The 21,050-nt window shown below is 57.5% G+C and carries 14 protein-coding genes; 12 read left to right on the top strand and 2 right to left on the bottom strand.

Annotated elements, in window-relative coordinates; genetic code table 11:
• Positions 1-2: 2 nt before the first annotated feature.
• Positions 3-2,111, bottom strand: coding sequence for a sodium-translocating pyrophosphatase (locus VGF98_05560; GenBank protein HEY1681083.1), 2,109 nt, complete (start codon positions 2,109-2,111; stop codon positions 3-5).
• A 151-nt stretch (positions 2,112-2,262) separates the two neighbouring features.
• On the opposite strand from VGF98_05560, the gene VGF98_05555 reads away from it, so the two are divergent.
• The 5 genes from VGF98_05555 to VGF98_05535 all read left to right on the top strand — a co-directional run bounded on the left by VGF98_05555 (position 2,263) and on the right by VGF98_05535 (position 6,405).
• Positions 2,263-3,480, top strand: a complete 1,218-nt coding sequence (locus tag VGF98_05555) for an NAD(P)/FAD-dependent oxidoreductase (protein ID HEY1681082.1) — start codon at positions 2,263-2,265, stop codon at positions 3,478-3,480.
• A 60-nt stretch (positions 3,481-3,540) separates the two neighbouring features.
• Entirely contained in the window at positions 3,541-4,470 is a 930-nt protein-coding gene (ftsY, locus tag VGF98_05550) for a signal recognition particle-docking protein FtsY (GenBank protein HEY1681081.1), read from the top strand.
• A gap of 98 nt (positions 4,471-4,568) precedes the next feature.
• Complete coding sequence (gene recA, locus VGF98_05545; protein HEY1681080.1) at positions 4,569-5,600, top strand: recombinase RecA; 1,032 nt, start codon at positions 4,569-4,571, stop codon at positions 5,598-5,600.
• A gap of 6 nt (positions 5,601-5,606) precedes the next feature.
• On the top strand, positions 5,607-6,056 hold the full coding sequence (locus VGF98_05540; protein ID HEY1681079.1) for a regulatory protein RecX: 450 nt from the start codon (positions 5,607-5,609) through the stop codon (positions 6,054-6,056).
• 37 nt (positions 6,057-6,093) lie between these two features.
• Positions 6,094-6,405, top strand: coding sequence for a response regulator (locus VGF98_05535; GenBank protein HEY1681078.1), 312 nt, complete (start codon positions 6,094-6,096; stop codon positions 6,403-6,405).
• Here the strand turns inward: VGF98_05535 and VGF98_05530 are convergent.
• Positions 6,384-7,829 carry a recombinase family protein gene (locus VGF98_05530; GenBank protein HEY1681077.1) on the bottom strand — a complete coding sequence of 482 codons (1,446 nt, stop codon included), beginning with the start codon at positions 7,827-7,829 and terminating at the stop codon, positions 6,384-6,386. The two genes, VGF98_05535 and VGF98_05530, sit on opposite strands and share 22 nt — an antisense overlap.
• Positions 7,830-8,561: 732 nt before the next feature.
• Here VGF98_05530 and VGF98_05525 point away from each other — a divergent pair.
• The 7 genes from VGF98_05525 (at position 8,562) to VGF98_05495 (ending at position 20,928) form a co-directional block, all read left to right on the top strand.
• Positions 8,562-9,767, top strand: coding sequence for a tyrosine-type recombinase/integrase (locus tag VGF98_05525; protein ID HEY1681076.1), 1,206 nt, complete (start codon positions 8,562-8,564; stop codon positions 9,765-9,767).
• Positions 9,764-10,066, top strand: a complete 303-nt coding sequence (locus VGF98_05520; GenBank protein HEY1681075.1) for a helix-turn-helix transcriptional regulator — start codon at positions 9,764-9,766, stop codon at positions 10,064-10,066. The genes VGF98_05525 and VGF98_05520 overlap by 4 nt, the downstream gene beginning before the upstream one ends.
• 1,194 nt (positions 10,067-11,260) lie before the next feature.
• Positions 11,261-11,914 carry a hypothetical protein gene (locus tag VGF98_05515; protein HEY1681074.1) on the top strand — a complete coding sequence of 218 codons (654 nt, stop codon included), beginning with the start codon at positions 11,261-11,263 and terminating at the stop codon, positions 11,912-11,914.
• A 1,094-nt stretch (positions 11,915-13,008) separates the two neighbouring features.
• A complete protein-coding gene (locus VGF98_05510) occupies positions 13,009-14,391 on the top strand; it encodes a hypothetical protein (GenBank protein HEY1681073.1) in 1,383 nt (460 codons plus the stop codon).
• On the top strand, positions 14,381-15,697 hold the full coding sequence (locus tag VGF98_05505) for a hypothetical protein (GenBank protein HEY1681072.1): 1,317 nt from the start codon (positions 14,381-14,383) through the stop codon (positions 15,695-15,697). The genes VGF98_05510 and VGF98_05505 overlap by 11 nt, the downstream gene beginning before the upstream one ends.
• 2,348 nt (positions 15,698-18,045) lie before the next feature.
• Positions 18,046-19,722: a hypothetical protein gene (locus VGF98_05500; GenBank protein HEY1681071.1), complete on the top strand. Its 1,677-nt coding sequence runs from the start codon at positions 18,046-18,048 to the stop codon at positions 19,720-19,722.
• A gap of 135 nt (positions 19,723-19,857) precedes the next feature.
• Positions 19,858-20,928: a hypothetical protein gene (locus VGF98_05495; GenBank protein HEY1681070.1), complete on the top strand. Its 1,071-nt coding sequence runs from the start codon at positions 19,858-19,860 to the stop codon at positions 20,926-20,928.
• Positions 20,929-21,050 lie beyond the last annotated feature (122 nt).

Genomic DNA, 21,050 nt, shown 5'->3' with positions numbered 1-21,050 from the left:
AGCTACCGGACCAGGAAACCGACCAGCAGCAAGGCTACGATGTTCAGCACTTTGATCATTGGGTTGATCGCCGGACCGGCCGTATCTTTGTACGGATCGCCCACGGTGTCGCCGGTGACGGCCGCTTGGTGCGCGATCGAACCTTTGCCGCCGAAGTGTCCGTCTTCGATGTACTTTTTGGCGTTGTCCCACGCGCCGCCGCCCGTCGTCATCGAGATGGCGACGAACAAGCCCGTGACGATCGAACCGACCAAGATGCCGCCCATCATCTGTGCCCCCGTGCTACCCGGCAGTACGCCGAATACGGCCAGCAAGACGACGACGACCGGTACGCCGACCGGAATCAGCGCGGGCACGATCATTTCCTTGAGCGCGTGACGCGTCACGATGTCGACCGTCGTCGCGTAGTTCGGACGAACGGTTCCTTCCATGATGCCGGGATTCTCGCGGAACTGTCTGCGGACTTCTTCGACGACCGCGCCGCCGGCGCGCCCGACCGCTTCCATCGACAGCGATGCGAACAAGTACGGCAAGAGACCGCCGATGAACAACCCGCACAAAACGTACGGATTGCCGATCGCGAACAAGTTGCGTACGTCGTCGACGCACGACCCGACGGTCGCACCCGGACACTTGATTTTGATGAGTTCTTGCAAGAACGCTGCGAAGAGCACGACGGCGGCCAGCGCGGCCGAACCGATGGCGTAGCCTTTCGTGACGGCCTTGGTGGTGTTGCCGACCGCATCGAGCGGATCGGTCACATTGCGAACTTCTTCGGGTAGTTCGGCCATTTCGGCGATACCACCAGCGTTATCGGTGATCGGTCCGAACGAGTCGATCGCGACGACGATACCCGCTAGCGAAAGCATGGACATAACGGCAACCGCGACGCCGTAGAGATTGGCGAACGCGTAGCTCACCAAAATGCCGAGGACGAGAACGATGGCCGGCAACGCCGTGCCCTGCATCGAAACGGCCAAGCCTGCGATCATGTTGGTCGCGTGACCGGTCACGGATGCTTTCGCGATGTTTTGTACCGGCGGGAACTGCGTGCCCGTATAGTACTCGGTGATGAATGTAATCGCACCGGTGATAACCACACCGACGACCGCACAGACGAATACTGAAAGCGGAGAGATGCTGCCGGCGCTGCCGAACGCGTATTGGGAGATGAACCAGAAGCCGACGATCGAGAGCACGCCGGCGACGGCCATACCGCGGTACAGCGAGCCCATGATGCGATCTTTTTTAATGTTACCGCCACCGACGAACAGCGTGCCCACGATCGAAGCCACGATCGACAGCGCGCCGATCAACAGCGGGAAGGTGGTCGCGTTCGGCACGGTCGCGCCGAAAACGAGATTGCCGAGCAACATTGCGGCCACCGTCGTGACGCAGTAGGTCTCGAACAAATCGGCGGCCATACCGGCGCAGTCGCCGACGTTGTCACCGACGTTGTCGGCGATAACGGCCGGATTGCGCGGATCGTCTTCGGGGATGCCGGCTTCGACCTTACCGACCAGATCGGCACCGACGTCGGCGGCCTTCGTATAAATGCCGCCGCCGAGACGCGCGAACACCGAAATCAGCGAACAGCCAAAAGCGAGACCGACCATCGCGTTCAGCGATGTGCTTTGATCGCCGCCGTTGACTTGCAGCAGAATCCAGTAGTAACCGGAAACCGCCAGAAGGCCGAGGCCGACAACCAGCATGCCGGTGACGGCGCCTCCGCGGAAGGCCACGTTGAGCGCCGGTTTGATGCCGCCTCGGGCCGCTTCGGCCGTGCGGACGTTGGCACGTACCGACACGATCATACCGATGAATCCGGCCGCGCCCGATAAAATGGCGCCGATCAAAAACCCGATCGCGGCTTCGCGACCGAGCGTTGGTGCGAACCAAATTACGATGGCGAGCACGATGGCCACAATGCCGATCGTCATGTATTGCCGCTGGAGGAAGGCCATGGCGCCTTCCTGGATCGCCCCGGCGATTTCGCGCATCCTTTCGTTGCCTGCCGGTTGCCGGAGCACCCAGAAGGTCAGCGCGATTCCGTAGAGTACCGCAAGGGCGCCGCCGATCAAACCGGCCGCGATCGCCGTATCTGCCGTCATTCCTGTCCTTAAAAAGTAGAGCGGGGGTAAAGTGTATGGGTCAGGCTCGAGGGCGAGCCGACCGGCCTGCTTACTGCGATGTCGCGAGTGAGTCCTTTTCGAACGCGGCCAAGCTGGCGGACCGCGCACGCCGACGACGAACGTCGCGCTTGTGGAAACGGTAGATCTTCTCGTCGTCGGTTGCGGGCCGGCCGGGGCCACTGCAGCACGCGAAGCCGCCCGATCGGGGCTCGAAACGGTCGTCCTCGAGAAGGACGCCGTCGTCGGAGCCAAGCGGGTTTGCGCCGCCGGTCTACGTCCGGGATTTTGCGAAGAGTTCGATCTGCCGCGGGAGATCGTCCACTTCGATACGCCGCGCCTGGCCTTGTTCGATACGAACGGCCGCGAGCACGAAGTCATGTTTGGACCGGGCCACACCACGACGCGCGAAGAGCTGGACGGGACGATGGCCGCCTTAGCGGCACGTGAGGGCGCCGATATCCGAACTCAGTCGCTCTTTCGGACCATCCAAAGCGATGGTAAACGCGCCGTCGTCGAATATGCCGATCTTCGTGCCGGAGAACGTCGCACGATCGCGGCACGGAACGTCTTCCTCGCATCCGGCGCCACGGTGAATCTCGATCGCGTGCGTACCGAATCGGAATCGGCTTCACGGTTAGAATACGACCGCTGGCGCGACGGTCTCATGACGACGCTCCAATATCGGGTCTATCTCGACGCGCCGGCCGTCGACATCGCGTACAGGACGTTGGAACTGCACTACTATGCCGCCCGCGACGGACGGCAGATCGTCGCGTGGATGTTCCCTAAACGCGATCACTTGGCGATCGGCCTCGGGCTCGTCGGCAAACTTCCCGGGCTCGAACTGCGCGAAGAACTTGACGCATTTACCGAGCGCGTGCGCGCGCGGCTGTACTCGCACCGCACCGTCGTCTCGGTGAAAGAAGAAGGCCACTTGCTATACGGCGGCGATCCACGGCCGCGTTTTTGCGACAGCAACGTGTTGCTCGGCGGCACGGCTGCCGGGTTGGTGGACGCCACCAACGGTGAAGGCATCTACGAAGCCGCGATGAGCGGCCGGCTGGCGGCGGAAGCGCTGAATGCGGACCGGTCCGATCCGGTGCGGGCAGCGGCACGCTATGCCGGACGGGTCGGTTCGCAGTTCGTTCACCGGCTGGTCCACCGCGTGCAGCTGATGCGCTTCATGGAGCGCCGGCCGGCTCGCTACGCCGTGCTGTTCGAGCAGTTGGCGCGCTTCCCACGCTTCGCCGACGCGCTGCAAAAAGACGACGCCGTGCGCACACTGCGTGACAAAGCGTGTCTCTATGGCCAAGCGCTCGTATTTGCGGTTCGCGCCGCCCGCTGCTGAACCAAAAAGATCAAAACTAGCGAACAGGAGTTCGATAGTTAGCCAAGAAGACGGACGGCCGTGACCTGGTTCTCGCGACTTCGCGTATCGCTCGGCAAGGCGCGCGAAGCATTTACAGCGGTACAGCGGCTGGGCCGGCCGGGTACGCCGTTGACGCCCGAGTTTTGGGACGAGCTCGAGGAAACGTTGATCGTCGCCGATTTCGGCGTGCCCACGACGCAGAAAATCGTATCCGGTTTGCAAACCGTCGCAAAACAAGAAGCGTGGAAAACCACCGATCGTGTGGTCGCGCGCTTCCAAAAAGACGTCGAACGCTTTCTCACGCTTCCGTCGGCCGAACTACAGTTGGGCGGAAAGCCGGCGGTCGTTCTGGTGGTTGGGGTCAACGGCAGCGGCAAAACGACCACGATCGGAAAATTGGCGCTGCGCCTACGCAAACAAGGCAAACGCGTGCTATTAGTTGCCGGCGATACCTTTCGCGCCGCAGCGGCCGAACAGTTGGCGATTTGGGCCAATCGCAGCGGCAGCGAATTAATCCGCGGAGCCGAAGGCGCCGATCCGGCCTCGGTCGTGTTCGACGGCGTTCGCGCCGGAAAAGCGCGTAACGTCGACGTCGTGTTGATCGACACGGCGGGACGCTTGCAAACCAAGATCAACCTGATGGAAGAGCTGAAAAAAATTCGCCGCGTCGTCGAGCGCGAAGTCGGCGAGCCTCCGGCAGAAACGCTCTTGGTGCTCGATGGAACGACCGGACAAAATGCGATTTCGCAGGCCAAATTGTTTCACGCCGCCGCGCCACTCACCGGTCTGATCGTCACCAAGTTGGATTCGACGGCCAAAGGCGGTGTATTGGTCGCCATCGTCGACGAACTGGAAATTCCCGTCAAGTTCATCGGCCTCGGAGAGACGGCCGACGCGCTCGCGCCTTTCGTTCCCGCAGAGTTCATCGAGGCGTTGTTCGATGAGGCACCGGCCGGAGCACATTCATGACGGTCTGCGTCCTCAATGCCACCCAGGTGGCACTATCCAATGCGAATCTGGTTAAGCGCCGCCCCATATTGCGACAACACTAACGTAGGAGGATCAGCATGGCATCATCGGACGAACGGAACGTTGCACTCAATAGTGCGCTCGCGCAGATCGAGCGTCAGTTCGGCAAAGGCTCGATTATGCGCATGGGAGATTTCCAAGAGCGCATGGCCTTCGAGGTCATTCCGACCGGATCGATCGCACTCGATTTGGCACTTGGCGTCGGCGGACTTCCGCGCGGACGAATCGTCGAAATCTACGGTCCCGAATCCAGCGGTAAGACCACGTTGGCGCTGCATGCAATCGCGGAAGCACAACGGAACGGTGGGACGGCGGCCTTTATCGACGTCGAACACGCATTAGATCCCAACTATGCGGCTGCATTGGGCGTCGATCTCGACAACCTATTGGTTTCGCAGCCCGACACCGGCGAACAGGCTCTCGACATTGCCGAGATGCTCACCCGCAGTAATGCGGTCGACGTGATCGTGGTCGACTCGGTCGCAGCACTCGTTACGAAGGCCGAACTCGAGGGCGATATGGGCGACACGCACGTCGGTCTGCAAGCGCGCCTGATGTCGCAAGCGCTCCGCAAACTCACGTCGGCGATTTCGCGCAGTAAAGCCGTGATGATCTTCATCAATCAGTTGCGCGAGAAAATCGGCGTCATGTTTGGAAGCCCCGAAACGACGTCGGGCGGTCGCGCACTCAAATTCTACGCGTCGATTCGTCTCGACGTTCGTAAGCTCGAAACCATCAAGATCGGTCAAGACGTCGTTGGCGCGCGCACGCGCGTGAAAGTGGCCAAAAATAAGGTCGCGCCGCCGTTCCGGCAGGCCGAGTTCGATATCACGTACGGCCGCGGAATTTCCAAGATGGGCTCGATTCTCGACGTCGCATTGGATCAAAACCTCGTGGGCAAGAGCGGTTCGTGGTATACGTACGGCGATCAACGTATCGGTCAAGGCCGCGAAAACGCGAAGGCATTCTTAGAAGAGCATTCGGATATGGCTCAAGAGCTGGAAACCAAGATCCGCGAAGCGCTCTTGAAGGTGGCTTCGCCGAACGGGACCGCGGCCGTCGAAGCATAGGCGTTCGTGACGCCGTACGCGTGTGCGCTCGGCCTACTCGCGCGCCGTCGACTTACCGAAGCACAGTTATGGCAACGCCTGGAGAGCAGAGGCTTTCCGGGCGACGGCGTCCGCGAAGCCGTCGAACGCTGTAAGCGCGATGGTTTCGTCGACGACCATCTGTACGCGCGGTTGTACGTCGAGACCAAGCGTGCCGCGCTGGGTGACGCTCGACTCGTTGGCGAGTTAGTCCGAAAGGGGATCGAGCGCGACGCGGCCACGCAGGCCGTTGGCGAACTCGAACGCAGCGAATCGGATCGCTGCTCGATCGCGCTGGCGTCATTGCAGCGACGCCAGCCGGCAGCTTCGTATCCCGCATTGGCGCGTAAGCTCGAACGCTTAGGCTTTGCGGCGTCGACGATCTATCGCACGCTACGCTTGCACGCGGCAGAATTCGGGCCACTGGCAGATGTCTAACTCGTAAGCGGTAACGGGCACTGTCGCTATCGTGCCCGTGCAAACGATCGTCGTCGCCGAAGACGAAACCGCCATTCGCGACATCGTCGCGCATCATCTCGAGCGCGAAGGCTTTCTCGTTGCTGCCGCACCCGACGGGCCGGCAGCGTTACGGCGAGCGCGCACGTTGGCCGATCTCTTGATCCTCGACATCGGATTGCCCGGTATCGACGGCTTCGAAGTCGCGCGCACGCTCAAACGCGAACGACCGAGTCTTCCGATCGTGATGTTGACCGGCCGTTGCGACGAAGTCGACCGTGTCGTCGGATTCGAACTCGGCGTCGACGATTACATCTGCAAGCAGACGTAGACAGTTGTGAGTGCGGCCGGTGGGTCCGCGAATTTAATGTCTCTGCTCGTCGAGATCGCTTCAAGACGAATGCCGCCGAGGATTTCTGACAGCACCCGTGCGACATTGCGCTGATCGTCGAGTCCCAACGTCGCCCACATCGCCGGCAGGGTGCGAAGGATCTCGCCGGCATCGGCAGCTTGTCGTCGCAGGACGTCAGCTTGAGCGAGGTCGCGCTGCGCCTCCGCGAGGTCCTGTTCCAACCGGAGTTTACGAGTACTTACGTCATTCAAGTGGTCGAATAGCGCAGTAGCGGATTCCGACGAGGGTGGTAATAGCTCCGCATGACCAAGCACGTTGCGGCGCCGGCTTTCGGCATCACGCAGTGCGGCTTCAAGGTCGCGTACGCGCTCGCGCATGGCTCTGGCGAAGATCCTTGGTGATTTATACGTCCGTTGAAGTTCGCTCGATGCCACGAGTTGTTCGAGGATCGTAGCGAATGCGGCCTCAACGTACTCCGCGCGAAAATGCGGCTGTCTGCCGTCCGAGTGATCGTAGCAGACATAATAGCGGTGCCTGGCAGGTGATCTGCCGGACATTCGCCCGGACAATTTTCGACCGCACGAACAGACGATTGCCCCAGCCAATGGCCATGTTCCCTCGCCCGATTTTACAAATAGTGGATCCGGTTGCTGTACTACGGAAATGCGATCGAATAGGTCGGCGGGAACCACAACGTCGCGATACGTCGAGCATTTCAACATCATCGCGATTGTCGATTTGTCCCACGATATTGTCTTGGTCCGCCCGTGCTTTAGCGATTTCGGGGGCGGATGTTGCTCCAATATGCGTTTGCGGATTGTACGAAGACCAAGGCCCTGCGCCCGCAGCTTGAATATCGTTCTGACGATTGTGGCGGCGGGTTCGAACGGACGGGGCCGCCCCTCGATGAGAACGACCCCGTAAGGAGCGTGGCCGTCGTGCAATCCAGCTGATTTTCGCCTGGCGTGGCCGGCTCGAGCCTTGTCGGCGCGCGCTTCGTTCTCTAGGCCGCCTGTAAGAGCTCGGAAGAATGGCTTGATAATATCCGACGAGGTGCGGATGATCACATCGCCGTCTTCGCGCGTGTGAATCGTTGCGCCAAGACGCATAATCTCATCGATAGCGACCAGTATTTGCAGGGTGTCGCCCCGTCCAACGCGATCCAGCCGCGTCATCAAGACGCGAGCCGGACGCTGTGCCGTGTGTGTTGTCCGGAGTTGTTGCAGCAGATCTTGAATCAGTTTGCGTGGGCCGGTTCTACCACTTGCCGTTCCCTGAAACGTGCGGGTTATCGCCCAGCCGTGTGCATTTGCGGCTGCGGTCGCCCACGCTTCTTGTTCCCCAAGCGTTTCAGCTTGACGAGACGTCGACACGACCAGATAAAGCCACGCTGTAGGCTGCATCGTTAGAGAATTAGACTACTGTTTCCAGTTTCCTGAAAGCAGTAGTTCCAGGTCCACCTGCCGAAAGTAAGTAGCGTGTGGTTAAGGCCATCTGTTGCATCCAGTGTCACAGGAAAACGTAAAAGACTTTACGTTAATCTTCGCGCATCATTGGTAAAATCATCGTGATAATTTTGCGCCATTGTCCCGAAACCTCACGGTTCCTGGATCTTGTTGCAACGCTTATGGCGGCGCAACGCGTAAGTATCCAAACTCAGAGTTCACAATCGGAGTCGCGTCAAGCATGTCAACGTAGAGTTTACGTGTCTCCCGAGTATCGGAGAATTCGATCTGCGAATATCCGAACGGTTCTAATGGCTAACGCTTCGGATATTCTTACGACAGTCGTGAACATCCGAACGAAGGGATATCCGAAATTTGCGGACTTCCCTCGGTTATTCAAATGCAACAACATGACGTCGCTTCTGCGCAAGCTCAGTCAGTTGTTAATGCCCATACGCGGGCTCCAGGCGGCCTAGCAGGGTCGTACACGAGGCGGACTGACAGCGCGCGTTCAGGCGCTGTCCCTCTCGCCGCTCCCTTTCGCTCGCAGCGGCGCCCTCGGGCGCCCGTTGCATCTAACAATCACGTGTTGCATCGGGTGCAACAAGGCAACGTCGCCCGACTATCGAACGTATGTTCGATAGATGCAACAGTAGAGCGAGGCCTGCGGGCCGGCGTTAGGGGTGTTTTATGGGACGTACCGCCACTGCACTAAGAATCGTCGCGCCGGTCGTGCCGATCAGCCTCGCCGTGGCCGGCGAAGCAGTCTTCCAATCGATGATTCGCGGCTTCGCCGCGCGATGCGGCTCCCGGGGCTACGATGCCAGCTTCACCATTGGAGTCGTGCAACGGTTTTCGCGCTGGGCCGACGCGCATTTCGAAGCGCCGTATCCGTGGCAATGGACGCGCGCCATGGGCGAAATTTGGATCGACGAGCTCTGGCGGCTGCCGTCACTAGAGGGTGGCCGCGAGCTCGAGCTCACCACGGCTGGCGGATATCAAGGACAGGTACGTCGTTTCTGCGAGTACGTCTGCGACACCGACTACCCGGATCCTCATGCCCCATGGACGCTGCAATGCCAGCAACAGTTTGGGCGTGGTCCGATCGTGATCTTCGATTCGCTCAACTCGATCAAACGCAGCGCCGATTCTCAAAGTCGCCAAACGAAGCGATTGCCGTTTTCACGAGCGATGCTCACGCAGATTTTCGATTATCTAGACGACCGCATCGAGGCGGCTAAAGGCAAATCTAAAGCGCCTGCCGCTCGAGATGCCGCAATTTTCAAATTATTTTACGCCTACGGGATCCGTAATACCGAAGGTCGTTTGCTTGTCAACCCGCATGATTTCTCGCCGTCGGCCGAATTTCCAGACTACGGACAATATGCCGGCATCTGGATACGGCACGGTAAAGGCAGCAACGGCAGCGGCCCCAAGACCCGGTTCGTTCGTACCGTGCCGAAGTTCGATTGGGTCGTGCGCGTGCTGCACGAGTACGTGCACTTCGTTCGTCCCCGCTTGCTGGGAGATTCCGCGTCCACGGCACTTTTCCCGAGCGAGAAGAACGGCAAGAGTTTCCTCAGCCTTACGGCGCTTGACGACATTTGGGCGAAGATCCGCGACGAGTTGGGCATCGGTCCGGAGTTCAAGATCCACTGCTTCCGGCATAGTTACATGACGCATCTGATCGAAGCCGGTTATCCCGCAAAATTCATTCAGTTGCAGGTCGGCCACACGCACCTTGGGTCGATGGCGACGTATACGAGTTCGTTGGGCGATCCATTTCTCAACGCGGTGATGCGCCACGCGCACGCGCAGATGCTCAAGCCGCTCATTGATCCCGCGGACATTGCGGCCGTCGCCGATGCCATTCCGGATGAGTATTGGAAGCCATGAAACAGATGCACTGGAGACTGCCGCAACTCATGGCAGAACGCGGCTGGAACGAGACGTCGGTCCTGCGTCCGAAGTTGGCCGAGCAGGGCGTCGATCTTTCGCGCGAACAGGTTTTTCGATTGGTCAAGCGTTTGCCGGAGCGACTGTCAATGGCTACGCTAATGGCGCTTTGCGCCATTTTTGATTGTACGACCGGCGACATCATCGGTGTTGGAAGTGAAGACGCAGTGGCGCCGAAGCCGCGCGTAAAGAAGAAAACCCAGCCGGCGATTCCGGTAACTCGAGTTCGATTGACCTAGATGAGGCCTTTCATCATTTGCACGGACTGCGAGCAGCGCCTTCCGCATTGCGCGAAGGGCTTGTGCAAACAGTGTTATAACAACTCGCACCGGCGCAGCCCCGAGACGGTGAAGTGCCGCGACTGCGGCGAGCAGCGCAGGCAGTTTAGCGACAGGCGTTGCGAACGATGCTATCGCAAGATTTATCCTCGACCGCCCATCGTTTGTCGCGACTGTGGCAAAAGAACGAAGCGGCAAAACGTCGTCGATCTGTGCGGCCGCTGCTATCGCGCGCGATATACGGATTGGTTTCCATGCGTGCGGTGCAAGCAGCCAATCGGTAAGCGTCGGTCCTTGTGCCTGGACTGCCGCGCAGTGCCGTATAAGGCACGCCGGAGACGATGCGCCTCGTGCGGAGAACTCGCCTGGCTTAAGCGCGAGAGATTATGCAAGCGCTGCGGCGGGGACTCGCGCTCGCGGATCCTTTGTTCGGTTTGCAATGAAGTAGGGATTCCAGGGCCGCCCGGCGCGGGCGATCGTTGCGACAAGTGCTACCACCCTGGGCGAGACCTGTTAATCGAAATACTCAAGCCCTATCCGCACCTGGCGCCATTGTTGGACCTCTGGCTCGCACCGAAAATTGCGCGAGTTGTTGGAGAGTGGACGCAACGCAACGCAGATATCCTTGAAGGGTTGTGTCAACTGCCTATGAGTTACGCCACGCTAAACACCTGGCCTCGGCGACGAGCCATAGGGATGTTACGAAGCGCGCTCGTGCAATGCGGACTATTGTTACCATTGCACCTTGACTTTGATCGCTTTTTGCAGCGTGTACGCGAGCAAACGAGTGAGATTCAGCCGGCTGATCGTCGTGTTATCGTTGAGTATGTTTCGTTCTGGCTGCTACCGTTGACCAGACGAAGGGCCAAGCACGAAGAGCGAGTCGATCCTACGTTTGGAAACAGCCGCGTATGCTTGCGAGCGCTTGTTGCACTTTCGCAATACCTGCGGGCGTCCGGAGCGTTGCTTTCAGGCCTTACTCAAGGGCAATACAATGATTTTGTCAAGGCCGGCAGCTTCGGAAAGCGAGCTCAGTTACGTCCGTTCGTCCGATGGCTTAATCGATCGCGCAGGCGTAGCGACCGACTCACAGTGGCCCGCAGCCGGGCCAGCGCGCCAGCCCGCGAGCCAACGGACCAACAGAGAATATCGCAGGTGCTGGGTCGCGCGTTAACTGACGAGAGCCTGAGCATTCGGACCCGTCTAGTGCTCATCTTCGGCGGCTTTTATGCACAGATGCTCAGCAGAATTGCTGAAATCCACCGTTCTCAAATCGGCGTTGATTTCAAGACGATACGATTCGGGGATGTCTGGCTTCAGTTACCGGAGCCTGTTCCGGATTTGTTGCGACGTCAATTTTCCAAGCGCCCGCAACGCGATCCAGCAAACCCCTACTTGTTTGCGAGTTCGGAGTTCGCCGGTCGGCCGTTGAGGATAACGGCAATGCGAAGCGCGATCCCGCCAGAACTAAAATGGCGGGATATTAGAACGAGCGCGATGCTGGGACTGCTGCGCAATATCGAGGCGCCGATGCTCGCGCGCCTCCTTGGCATCTCGTTGGAGACGGCTTTGAAGTGGGCCGCGCTAGGATCAAGTCCAAGCTGGGATAAAATGCTGCGGTTACATCGTGATCTCGACGGCATAGATCTCGCGACAATCACCATCGCCGATCGTGTTGCCGCCGACTATGCCGGTACGACATTGCCCGAGGAAGACCGGCATGCGAAGCCATTGCCGTTTCTATCGACGACGTCCCTGAGCGACGAAGATTTTAGCACGTTTCGCTTTACGCGTATCGCAGAGTTATAATGGAGTCGCCGCTCCTTTTTGATCGTGCGGAATGGCGTTACTTACAAAACAGCGAGTTAGCGCATGTCGTATGGGAGTTGTGGTCGACCTCCAGACACGAGGACCGCAGACTGTGGTAGTCCTCAGTTCAACGACGCGAAGCAATCAATCTGCTAAAGCATAGGCGATATCGGAGGTCCCTTTGTCGCTCGAATGCTTTTAGAAATTCGTGAGTCTACCAGCGAAGACCGAAAGAGTGGAGGTTCTTCTACGGTTGCATACACGTGTGTGAGTGCGCCGCGAGCGATTGCGACATGGCGCAACATCACCGAGCATGTCCAGCGTGCACGAGGAAGGCCATCCGAACGGCCCGGAGCTGGCCGGCAGGGTACATTGGCATTCGCGCACATGACGTACCCAACAGCTCGTACGCTCCGCGCGAAGAGTTGCTGAGTTGCGGACAGGCGCACAATGTCCAGTCGTTGGGTGGCGACGCGTTTCGGGCTCGATCCTTCGAGTCGACCGCGTGCGAGCGCGGATCGCGCTAGAAGTCGATTCGCATCGCGGACCATGGACATGATCGGCAAATCAGGGCGCTGCATTATTTCCCACGCGTGCAAAGCATCTGAACTGACATAGCAGCGAGGCCGGTCGCTTGGCTATGCTTCAATGCTGGCTTACCCCACAGCGACTCTGCTTCAGCTGGGTAAGGACGAAACGGTCCACTGCATAGTAGATGTAAGCGATACCGCTTCGGTGAACTCTAAAACGCGGCTTCGCTGGAACCTAAGGACGCAAGAATCGAACAGGTGCGTCAATTCTAACCGTTCCTCTGTAAACGCGACAGGAATCAAGAGGTAGAGATGCCCCGCGCAAATCTTGCAAGATCCATTCGAGCCGCAACGCAGCATCTTTTTCGCAACCTGGACCATGCTGAAGAGCTGCAACGAAATCCAATTACTAAAGGATACTTCGATACGCAGGCGACCACGGATACCCAAAGGCCGAACGACGCGCTGGGAAGTATACGGACCGCTATTCGAGCTGCTGCCGTTCAATGCGAGCGCGAGGATCTCTCGATGGGACGAGTACAACGCGCTCGGAGAGACAGACTGTTGTTCGAGCAGTTCTATACTCGTCAGGAGACGTACCGCGAGGCGGCGCACAATCTAGGTTTGTCCGTTCAACAATATTATCGCGACAAGGCTCGGCTGTGTCTGCGAATCACAGCAATCATTTCGAAAGCCGTCGTGTCGCCCCGCCCTATACTCCAAGGCGGGAGCGATGTTGCTAATGCGCGACTGGGTGTGGCCGAACAGCGCTTCTGGGTCGGCGAGTTTGCGGGAGCCCTGCGACTTTGTGAAGACATTGCGGCACGTGCATCCGCATCAGCCAAAATAAGAGCCTTATGTATCGCTGCAGCTGTTCACCGAGAATGCGGTAACCCACTACGAGCTCGGTCGTCGCTTGATGATGCCCAAGTACTACTGAAATTCTCCGACCAGCTAGACGCTATCGAAGCCGCACTCGCTCGTTGCGAGGTGAAGGTTGGCTTGGCCAGACTAGCCTTTGAAGGGCCACGTTCGGCGGATGCCCTGGAGATTGCGAACGATGCGTTGAATGGTGCCCCCGCGGCCACGCTCGTGCTCGACCCTTCGCGTACAGCAGTGATCGTAGAATGTTTGATCGAGTGCAGCGCACAACACGAGATTGTTGGAAATTTCATTCGTTCGAATAGACTGGCGAAACGGGCGCTGGAATGCGCCTCTTCTTTGCCAGCATCGTCCCCCCTTAAAAGCTATGCGATTCGTCTCGCATGTCGACACCAATGGATTGCGCGCGACGTGCCTGGGCGTAGCGAAGTGGTCCGCAGAGTTGACGCATACCGCTACGCCCTCGAACTGGCTCGTCAAAGCAGTTCTCTTCCTAGCATCGTACTTGCGTTGACTGATCTCGTGACCATAAATGCGTTGATTGGTAACGTAGAAGCGGCATCGGAGTATTCGAAGCAAGCTCTGAGTTTGTCCGCAGATTTTGGAGGCCAGTACCTCAAAGGGTGGGTTCGCCTGTGTGTTGCCGCAGCGTTGATCGACACCCCGCACCGGTGCTTTGCTGGAACACTCCTGATTGGACTGAATGGCACGTTCACCGAACGAAGCCACCGTTGGATATTCTATCGAATACTACTTGCCGATTTCTTAGCAAAGAGCGGCTGCCTCGAAGCCAGCCTCAAGGTTGCAAGCGAAACTCAGCCGATCGCATCCAGCGCTGGCCAGACGCGTTTAGATGGAGCCTTGCAATGTGTCATGGCCTCGAGCGCTGACGCGATGGGTCAGAAGGCCTTAGCTCGAGAGAGGATTTGCGCAAGCATAGATATTCAAAAGCAAAGTGGCAGTCTTCTGGAAATTTACAACGCGTATAAGGCTGCGGCTTCCATTATGGGCGACTCCCGCTACGCCAATGAGGCCCGCGACCTGAGAGAGGAGATTGATCGGTGAGAGTCATTTTCTCACAGTATCCCGCTTTCTCACATTGCGCTTGACGCCGTCCTTGCGACGTTTGTACAATGTCGAGGCACATATGCCTCAGTCGAGTGAAGTTCCGCATCGCTGCCTAGGGAGGCATTTTCTTTTTGTTGTTCTCTTCTTGAGTAGGACAAGCGGGCTGGTCCCTCTCATGCAAATAGCGAACTTATATTCCGTTCGAAAGGACCGCGCTCTTATGACCATCAGATTTTCGCGTACTGCAGGCGTCGCAATCGTCGCGACGCTATTCGCAGGTTGTGCTGGCGCTGGCTCAGCCCCGCAACTAACTACCGGCCCAAGTTCTCCTTCGTCTGCGTCGCGCATACCGATGCTTAATATGCACATGTATCCGCTTGGTGCATACGGCGCTTCGATACCTTTCGGTTCGCTGCACGCGTCGAAAGATGTGAACGGGGGGCGCCCGTACCCTATGGAGTCCGGTTCGAAAATCGTTTACGTTTCCAATCTAGGCGAGAACACGATTGACGTCTTTCAACAGGAAGGCAAGAGCCAAAAGCCGATCGCGACGATCACCGACGGAGTTGCGTATCCCGGCGGCCTTACAACCGATCGAAAAGGAAACTTATACGTCGCCGATGAGAGCGCGCAGGACGGGGATAAGACAATTCCTGGTGAGCTGCAGATGTATGCGCCAGGCGCGACATCACCGACGAACACTTTTACCACCGATATCGATGCCCCGAGCGATGTCGCTGTTGCCAAAGATGGAACGATATACACTGCGGACTTCAATGGAGATTACAACGGTTGGGTTGCCGTGTACCCTAAAGGTAACCCAAAGAAGGAGTATCGCCTGTCCGATTTCGATGGCGGCGCGCCACTGTCCGTCGCGTTCGATAAGCAGCAGAACCTCTACGTGATGTACGACGTCCTCGAAGGTAACGTTCCGTACAGTTTTGTGAAGAAATATAGACCAAACGCTAAAACCGGTACGGAACTCAAGCTCGCGTTCCAATTTGGGGGTGGCATTCAAGTTGATCCGGTCGGAGATATCCTTGTGGCACAACAGGTCTATCCGTCTGCAATTCTTGTGTTTCCGCCGGGAAAGACGAAACCGTCCGAATCGATCACCATGCCGGACGGCGGCGAACCGTTCAACTTCGCGCTGAATTATAAGGCGAAGCTCCTGTTCTCTTCGGATTGGACTCAGTATAATCAGGTTCTCCGCTTCGCATGGCCATCGGGGAAATACCAATACATCATCGCGAACGGATTCAACAACGTGTCAGGGTTCGCGACTACGCCTTACGAGTTCTAGGGCACTTTCGGTTGCGTGCCCACTCCCAAAAAGCTTGCGCTAAGGTTGAAAACGGAGTGCGAACTGGCGCATATTTTGGACGTGACCCAGAACCTTCATTTGTCACAGACGTAGCGGATCTTCGGGTAGGCCGGCTGACGTGCACTCGTTGCTGTTGGCTTAACGAAAATACTCCTAGGAAAGAGCAACGCGCACCATAGCGCCGAACGATGACAGCGGCCACGATCACCTTTGACGGATCGTGGCAGTCGTCTCATTCACCGCTCTTCGTGCTATGCGCTACGCCTTGAACGTAGGTTAGGCGGCATGGAGTTTTAGTTGGAAAGCCGCCTGAGCCTAGTGGTTAATATTGACATTATCGGCGCCGTGGTTAGAAAAGTAGATGTTGTCATCTCCTTCACGAAGAACGACTCGACGCCGGCTCCCTTGCGGACAGCATTTGCTTGAAGCATCAGGCGGCTTGGCGGCGCCGTTCGAACATCTTCAAAGTCGCGCATAACTTAAACTACCTCATCGGAGGCAGCGGCGGCAGCGTCTGCCTTCCGCTATCGGGGAATATGGTGGCGTCCCAGGGCCGACGCGAGCACAGTAGATCGGGACCGCGCGGGCTGGGGCGAGGACTAGTTTCTCTCAGTAAAGCAGAGGAAGGGAAAATAGACTGCACTTCGAGGATCAACGCTCCGACGTGCGAGCCGAATACAGCCGAAGACCATAAGGCCGGTATCGGCGCCGCCGATAGAGGCCGCCTACGCCAGCGATCTTCAACTCCGTCGTGAACCAACATTAACTCGGGCGCAATGGCGTTCGAAAGGCCCCAAGATGACAGTTACAGGATAGCGCAAGTCAGCGGAGTTGTTGTGCCCTCCTCGACGGCGAGATGTATCGAGAAGCATCGACGAGCTTCGTATGGCCGAAGTTATTGGGTTGACGTTTTCTAGGCGCATCTCTGGATGCGATAAGAGACTCGCTACCCTTGAAGCGTGGCAATTCTGCCGTTCCACGTCGCCGCGCCTAGAGCGCGCAAATTGGTATTGCCAATGCTGGAGTGTTCGATCGAGCACGCAAGAGCTTCGGCAGGCTCGACGCCGTGAGAGGTTCGCATACATCCGGCACTCAGCAAGTGGCCTAGTCGCTGCTCGCGTGAACTGTGCGCAAGATGCTAGAGACAACTCGGAGTTCGGGCATCCCAACGAATCCGTTTTGCCGAAGAATGCTTGCGGTTTCGGTGCGTGGCGCTTTGTTGGCCTTATTGATTCTGATGCATTATGCGTATTAGCCGGACAAGATGACGTAAGAGCCTCGAATGGCAATCCGCGGACCGCTCGCACTCATCGGTTCGAAGGAGCGCCTCCTCCCATAGGAACTATGCAGTTCTCATCATCATTTTGATGCACAGGCAAGATCTCTACTCTCTCGCTGAGCTGGTTCGGCGATTATAGTTTCGCTCGCGAGTGGAGTCCAACGGGCAAGCGGGTCTGCAACATGGCGCGGCTGCTTCGTCGGTTTCGAGTATGGGTCAACCGCCAGTAATCGAGGGAATGGTTTGAACGACATGCTCTGGGATCGAGGGGTTGTGCAAAACCATTGAACCATCGTTGCAGTAGCCGTTGTTACCGACGCAGTATTGTTAAACGTCTCGATGAGCGACAAAATCTTGCCCCGCGCACGCATCGGCCTCTGCAATTCCCGATCAAGCTCTTCGACGAGGCAGACTGCTATGGGATCCGGCGCTAACTCCGTACGTAACTGCTCGAGTGGAAACGGCGGGTACGACGTGGACGTTCTTCTACCGTTGCCTACTCGTGTGTGAGTGCGCCGCGCGAGCGATTGCGACATGGCGCAACATGCCCGAGCATGTCCAGCGTGCACGAAGAACGCCGTCCGAACTGCCGGAAGGGAAGTTTAGCATTCGCGTACCATGACGTAGCCAGAACCGTTCGTACGCTCCGCGCAAAGATTTGCTGAGTTGCGGACACGCGCACGATGCCGGCCGTTGGGTGGTGACGAGTTTCGGGTCGATCCTTCGAGTCGACCGCGCGAGCGTCGATCGCGAGACTTCGATTCGCATCACGGACTCATCGACGCCGTTGGCAAATCAGAACGCCGCATTCTTTTCCGCGCGTGCGAAGCGTCTGAACTGACGTAGCAGCGACGCCGGTCGCTTGGCTATGCTTCAGTGTTGCCTTACACCACGGCGATTCTGCTTCAAACTGGGGAAGGATGGAACGGTTCGCGGTACCTGGATGTAAGCGATACCGCTTCGGTGAACTCTATACGCGGATTGGCTGGAGCTGAAGGTCGCAAGAATGGAACAGGTGGCTCGATCCTAATCGTCCCTTTACGAGGGAATGAACTGGTCAGTAAAGTGTGACAGAAATCAAGAGGTAGAGATGCCCCGCGCAAATATTACAAGATCTATTCGAGCCGCAACGCAGCATCTTTTTCGCAACTTAGACCATCCTGAAGAGCTGCAACGAAACCCAATTACTAAAGGATACTTCGATACGCAGTCGACTAAAGATACCCACAGCGCGAACAATGCGCTGGTGCGTATCAGAACCGCTATTCGAGCCGCGGCCGTTGAATGCGAGCGCGAGGATCTTTCGACGGGGCGAGTACAACGCGCTCGGAGGAACAGACTGTTGTTCGAGCAATTCTACGCTCGTCGGGAAACGTATCGAGTGGCGGCGAGCAAGCTAGGTTTGTCCGTTCAACAATATTATCGCGACAAGGCTCGCCTGTGTCTGCGAATCACAGCGATAATTTCGAAAGCCGGATCGTCGCCCCGTCCTGTAGTCCAAGTCGCGAGCGATCTTGCTAATGCGCGATTGGGTGTGGCCGAACAGCGATTCTGGATCGGCGATTTTGCGGGAGCCCTGCGACTTTGTGAAGACATTGCGGTGCGTGCATCCGCGTCAGCCAAAATAAGAGCCCTATGCATCGCTGCAGCTGTTCACCGAGAATGCGGTAGCCCACTTCAAGCTCGGTCGTCGCTTGATGATGCCGCAGTACTATTGAACTTCCCCAGCCAGCTAGACGCTCTCGAAGCTGCGCTGGCTCGTTGCGAGATAAAGGTTGGTCTCGCCAGACTAACCTTTGACGGACCACATTCGGCGGAAGCACTGGAGATCGCACAGGATGCGTTGAATGATGCCCCCGCGGCCGCGCTCGTGCTCGACCCTTCGCGTACAGCAGTGATCGTAGAATCTTTGATGGAGTGTAGCGCCCAATACGAGGTTGTCGGCAATTTCAATCGTTCGAAGACTTTGGCGATGCGCGCCCTGGAATGTGCCTCTGCTTTGCCAGCTTCGTCTCCTCTCAAAAGCTATGCGGTTCGCCTCGAGTGTCGACACCAGTGGATTGCGCCCGATGTATCCGAGCGTAACGATATCGCTCGCCGAATTGATGCATACCGCGAGGCTCTCGAACTGGCTCGCAATAGCAAGTCTCTTTCCAGTATTGTGCTTGCCGTGGCTGATCTCATGACTGTAAATTCAATGGTTGGTAACGCGGAAGAAGCTCTGGCATATTCGAAGCAGGCTTCGAGCTTGTCCAAAGATTTTGGGGGTCATTATCTCGAAGGCTGGGTTCGTCTCTCCGTCGCTGCTGCTTTGCTCAACACCCCGTTATGGCCTCATGTCGGAACACTGCTCATCGGGCTCAACGATAGGTTCACCGAGCGTAGCCATCACTGGATATTCTTTCGAATACTGCTTGCTGAATACTTCGCGAAGAGTGGCCGCCTCAAGGCAAGTCTCAAAGTTGCAGGTGCGGCTCAGCCAATTGCCTCCGCGACTGGCCTGACGCGTCTAGATGGGGCCTTGCAATGCCTCATCGCATCTGGCGCTGATGCGATCGGCGATAAGCCGTTAGCCCAAGAACGAATCCGGGCATGCATAGATATCCAAGAGCATAGTGGAAGTCGTATGGACGTATACAACGCGTACAAGGCCGCGGCTTCCATTATGAGCGACTCTCGCTATGCCAAGGAGGCTCGCGACCTGAGAGACGAGATTGCTCGGTGAGAGTTGTTTTCTCACAGCCCTCCAATTTCTCACCTTACCCTTGACGCCGTCCTTACGACGTTTATACAATCGCGGAGCGTCCGCTTAGGGCGAGGTTTCCGCGTCGCCGGTCTTGGAAGTAGGGAGTATTAATTCATGAAGGAGTCACGGTCAAGGGAATGCTTACTGGGCTCGCTGCTGGTTGCGGGGATGCTTGGGGGCTGCAGCAATGGAGCCGGGAGCGAACCACCAACCCCCATAGCCGTACAGAGCGCGATCACCGGAGATCAAGCGAAAGCAGGTCGCTTCGCCGGGGTTCAACTTGGGATCAGCAGCGGTCAGCTCGAATCATCGATGGCGAAAAACGTCGCGAAGAGCGAGCTTTTGTACGTCTCGGACTGGTATAGCAGCGTCGTACGCATGTACAAGTACCCATCGAAGACCTTGATCGGAACAATAACGGGACTGGAGCGACCTGCAGGCATGTGTGTAGATAAGGCTCAGAACGTCTACATCGCCAACTCGTATCCTGGCAATGTCCTAGAATATGCGCATGGAGGCGTATCGCCGATCGCGACGTTCGATATCCCGAACGAATCTCCAGTCGGCTGCGCGATTAATCCGGTTAATGGCGATCTAGCGGTGGGCATAATCAGCGGGGCTACTAGCAAGGGACAGTTGGTAGTCTTCCACAACGGCAAGTCGACCACGTACTCGGAACCGAATAATTGGTACGTCTACTTTCCCGGCTATGACAAGAAGGGCAACTGTTTGGTCCAGGCTGAAGAACCTGGTGAATATTATCCACCGTTCACGACCGCCGTCGATGAACTTCCGATGGGCGGCTCTTCATTGGTCTCACTAATAATGAAAAAGCTTACCATCAGCCGTGCCGGCGCAGTAATGTTCGATGGCAAAAACTTCATAGTGGGCGATCAACAGAGCGAGTCGGGTGCGCCTGTCCTGTACCAGGCAACACTCTCGGGTAGAACCCTAACGGGGAATGGCATTGCAACCACTCTTAGTGGACAGTACGGTATTCAGGTGGTGCAACCGTTTCTGAAGACAGGAGCGAAGGGCGTCGTCGGCGCTGATGTTAACAATGACGTGGTCGATACGTGGGCATATCCAGTGGGTGGAAGCCCGCAACCTGGGAAACGGGTCGTGCTACCTTCCGGTTGGGTCCCCGAAGGTGTGGTCCTCAGTGCTGGAGACCAGACGAGATAGCCTTGACAGACAGTCCTTTTGGACATCCAAAATTGATTCATGGAGGGCGTCGGGCGCTTGTACCGGCCGCTTTCCTCCGCACGATTGCAGCCACGCTTGTCGTTTGACCGCGTTGGTTTTGA

The organism is Candidatus Tumulicola sp. (genome assembly GCA_036490475.1).
Lineage (GTDB): Bacteria > Vulcanimicrobiota > Vulcanimicrobiia > Vulcanimicrobiales > Vulcanimicrobiaceae > Tumulicola.
This window is presented reverse-complemented; position numbering and strand designations above follow the sequence as displayed.

Coding starts and splice junctions, on each gene's coding strand:
- VGF98_05520 (HEY1681075.1), top strand. CDS start 9,764: ATGAAACAGATGCACTGGAGACTGCCGCAACTCATGGCAGAACGCGGC.
- VGF98_05525 (HEY1681076.1), top strand. CDS start 8,562: ATGGGACGTACCGCCACTGCACTAAGAATCGTCGCGCCGGTCGTGCCG.
- recA (HEY1681080.1), top strand. CDS start 4,569: ATGGCATCATCGGACGAACGGAACGTTGCACTCAATAGTGCGCTCGCG.
- VGF98_05530 (HEY1681077.1), bottom strand. CDS start 7,829: ATGCAGCCTACAGCGTGGCTTTATCTGGTCGTGTCGACGTCTCGTCAA.
- VGF98_05495 (HEY1681070.1), top strand. CDS start 19,858: ATGAAGGAGTCACGGTCAAGGGAATGCTTACTGGGCTCGCTGCTGGTT.
- VGF98_05560 (HEY1681083.1), bottom strand. CDS start 2,111: ATGACGGCAGATACGGCGATCGCGGCCGGTTTGATCGGCGGCGCCCTT.
- VGF98_05500 (HEY1681071.1), top strand. CDS start 18,046: ATGAACTGGTCAGTAAAGTGTGACAGAAATCAAGAGGTAGAGATGCCC.